The sequence below is a fragment of the Photobacterium angustum genome (assembly GCF_003026365.1).
GTDB lineage: Bacteria > Pseudomonadota > Gammaproteobacteria > Enterobacterales > Vibrionaceae > Photobacterium > Photobacterium angustum.
This window is the reverse complement of sequence record NZ_PYOM01000038.1, coordinates 1-3924: the sequence shown is the minus strand read 5'-3', so window position 1 is coordinate 3924 and position 3924 is coordinate 1. Positions and strand designations below refer to the sequence as shown.

Genomic DNA, 3924 nt, shown 5'->3' with positions numbered 1-3924 from the left:
CGACATCGCAGTTAGGATCTACCGTTAATGCTTCAGTACCCGCTTTAATATCTTCTTCCATGTTCGCCAGTTGTAATTTTCTAATCGAAATTTTTTGAGTCTTCAAATCAGCAATACGAATTTCTTGTTTGCGGATAATGACTCGAATAACCGAGCCTTTTGGAATAGTTTCATCTTCCATAACACTAATTAGTTCATTTAGAACAAAGGTATTTTTGCTATGAACTTTATACCAATTTTTTGCGTGTTCATTAGGAGCTTTTGCTTTTCTAAATTGCTCCAGTCGTTTTGTTTGTACTTCGCAGTCTTTTTTCAAGAAATCTATCGACTCTTTATCATGCGCTATATGGCAAGACTGTTCACAGAAGATGCATTGGCCAATAAAGTCATTTAGGTATTCACACGGTTCATACATAAGATTCTGGATACAAAAACCCGTGGTAGTCTCCGTCGCTACACCACCTTTGCCCTTCATCTCCGAATATTCCTTCATTGAAGAGACATTAATATTACTTTCAGCCTGCTCTTCGTAGGATTTTTTGTTTGGCATTCGCGCTAAGGTATCTTGGTCACTCTCATGCAGATACCATTCAATATGACGCGTATCCGCTCGACCACTAAATGCGTTCATAATAGGGTCAGAAATGCCGTTGCGATTACCGTAATCATTAAGGTAATGCCGTAATTGATTGGGAGTAATCCTTAATTCTTTAGGGTAAGAGTGATCCTCCCAAAAACGCCTTAAAAGCTCAGTAAATTGAGTTGAAATCTCTGAACCATTTAAAAGAATAACGCTGCTCTTTCTTTGACCATAAAAACCCCAAGTACGAGGTAAAACCCAAACCGCACTTTCTAAAGGTACCTTGTTCGTAGCATTAGTTGATATTGGAAAAGATGGGAAAAATGCTATTAAAGACTTATATATATGCTGCTGGAATGTTCTCACATTGCCCTGAAAAGGGAGTGGCATGCCTCCTTTTGTGCAAATGTAACAATCTATGCCTAAAGACGACCGACGTCCTAATAAATCCAATACGTATTGTGAAGTATTATTCGTTCTTATGTTAATTTGTGTGTCCAAATCAATTTCGGTGGCGCGACGAAATTCAGTTTTGGTGTAGGGACCAGAGTGTATTGGGATATTTTTCCCTATTAGCCCTATTAAATACGCTAATTGGATAATGGATATCGGTTTATTTTGGTTCAAGCCTGACGCCGCAATGCGCGCCTTTTGCGATTCAGTAGGATTGTTAAATAACTCATCGATGGTTAATGATTGGTCTTGCCAAAATCTGGCCAAAATTCGATAAGGTTGAGTATACAGTTCAAAGAAATCTAATGCCCTTTGTACGTATGGTGCCATCTGCTCAAGGACATGCTTAAGGTTATCATCATACCCCTTACTGCCATGCCAAAATAATGCGTGCTGATTCTTGCCTTTGTGTTCTGTAATTTGAACATTTTGCCTCATCATTGTCGGTATTTCGGCAGCAGCACGCTTAGGCGCAGACATTGCTATCGCAAACATCGCCAGCAAGATACGCTCATCTTGGTTAGTGTTGATATCTGTGTCCCATTCTTTCTCATCTTCCGGGAAAGCTTTGGCAAAATGAGCACTCAGTATTTTTAAAGATATATCGGCTGGGAGTTTCTTTTTAGCTCTTTCATCAGCATCGCGCACCGCTTTACCTTTGGCTTTATTAACTGCCAAATTCATGCAAAACCCATTATTTACAAGGTAGTTGATAAACTGATTAAGTTTTTTTTGCGAATCAATTGATACTCCAGCATGATACTTATCGAACTTTGATTGCGTGATATCGTGAAAATCACACCCGATAGCGTCCAAAAACACACGAGCATGCTTAAAGTAATTGTCTCTATTCCTAGCCCCTAAGTTGATACAAACATCATTAGTAAATAAGGCAATGACTCTTTTATTATTTTCAGATAATGCGAATTCCTTTTCAAATGACGATTCATATATCCTAGCTTTGCCATACTTAATTTCACTGAAAATGACAAATGCCTTCGTCTTACCAGTTTCAGTGATAAAATTTAGTATGTCGTCCACGCCATCAGTTAAAGGTGTACCATTCTTATTGGATAAACGCTCATCCCAATTCGCCTCACTGTAAGCTTTATTCATTGCGGTTAAATATTTATTTACCATGTGAAAGCTCCTTTAGTTCAGCGCATTTTTTGATGGTCACTTGGATATAAGCAATAACCTCAATGAGTTTTTGAAGCGCTCTATCGCTTGCGCCTGCTTTTTTATTGGCACTGTATTTTAGATTGGCTTTATCTAATTGAGATTGGTGGTCTGCGTCAGCAAGTGGTCTAAAGTTCCGGCAAGGGTAACACCCTAAAGGCACTGGTAATTTGGACTTACAACCTTCGCACCGCATCTTATCCTCCATGACCCCGAACTCATCACCAAATTCATTAAAAGCAATAAAGTCCTCATCTTGGACAACCTCTTGAATCGTTAATTGTCCAAAACGATTAAGGATTTCATTGTTGGAGAAGGCTTTGTTTATTTGCTCTCTTGCTTGTGGTGCCAGAGAAACGTAACGTTGAGCGGCAATATCCGTGATACCAGCCATCGCGGCCATTAGTCCTTTAGGAACTCCTTCGACAGCCAAATTGGTCTGAACGGTGTGACGAAAGCGATTGTTACCGACAGTCATCTCTTGCGGGTTATCAAACCGCTCTGATTTGAAATATGGCGAAACTTCATGTTTTTCAGCATGTGCCATATCGCTTATAAGGGATGCTAAATGGCCCCAAACAGTATATTTTGAAAGTTGAGAAAAAAGCAATTCTTCACTTAAGGGTAAGCGATTTAAATCTAGCCCCTTCAGTAAGTTAACTGACGGAAACAATGGAAACCGTGTAAATAACTCCTTTTTCTTAGATTTGCTTAGCTCCACGCCATGTTCTGACATACTGTTTATAAATATTTTGAAGTTCATCGTCATATAACGAATTAGGGTTTCAGATATATCGGCGTTAATTAAATGAACATCTTTATCCAGCTCGGTACGTGCATCGGTACCATCCTTGGCTCGATAGGTTTTTAACTTCAATTCATCATAATCTGCAACAGTGTAGTCAGTGACTTTTTCACCAAAGTAGTCACCGTTCGCCATTCTGAAATCACACGTTTTAATCATTTCAAGCTGCACAGGACGACGAAGTACACTCGTTAAGAGGACCATTCCGACACCGCCAGATATGACATTGCGTTGTCCAAAACGCTGAGGCCTTCCTCCACCGTAAAAAGACCCGTTAACGGCACAGTCATCTCCATGTATTGATTTACACATCTGTCGTACTTTGTTGTGCAATTGGCGCAAGCCTTCAAAATAGCTTTCGAACTCCAGCTTGGTGAGCGCCCCTTTGACAGGATCTAAAATTGCTTTATTGTCGCGTTTTAAAGGCCTGAATTTATATATAACTTTTCTGTAAAACTCTGAAAGAGCAGTGTTTTTAAACTGCTTACGGTGCTTGTGATAGTTTTTAATTAGGCCCGATAGCTGCTCTTTATTACTCCGTGACAAACTGTTAAATGCGCTTTCATAGTCAGAAAAGTTTTCACCCTGCAACACAAACAGGAACGATTTCAGAGCATTTTTGCTGAGAGCGAAAGTCGCAGCTCCGTGTGATGTTGCACGAATGGCCAGACAATCCAACAATTCAAATTTAATGGTGTTAGATAAATCAGCATTATGCACGAAAGAGATGTCGATATTTTGGTGAGCACTTTTTTCAGTAAGGCTCCAATATGAATCCGAAGGAGTGAAACGAAACATTTTGTCTTTAGCTTGCATTGGTTCGTTAAGTGCTTTCGGATAATGATGAATTTGTACCTTTGCCATTAGCCAATTCTCCGTTGCATTTTCTGCTTGTGCTCTCGAACTT

The 3924-nt window shown here is 39.6% G+C and carries 2 protein-coding genes; both read right to left on the bottom strand.

What is annotated here, in order from left to right:
• On the bottom strand, positions 1 to 2173 hold a 2173-nt coding region (locus CTN01_RS22440; protein WP_146150445.1), incomplete at its 3' end, for a hypothetical protein.
• Positions 2163 to 3924, bottom strand: a 1762-nt coding sequence (locus CTN01_RS22435) for a hypothetical protein (protein WP_211317092.1), incomplete at its 5' end; no start/stop codon positions are given. The genes CTN01_RS22435 and CTN01_RS22440, both read right to left, overlap by 11 nt.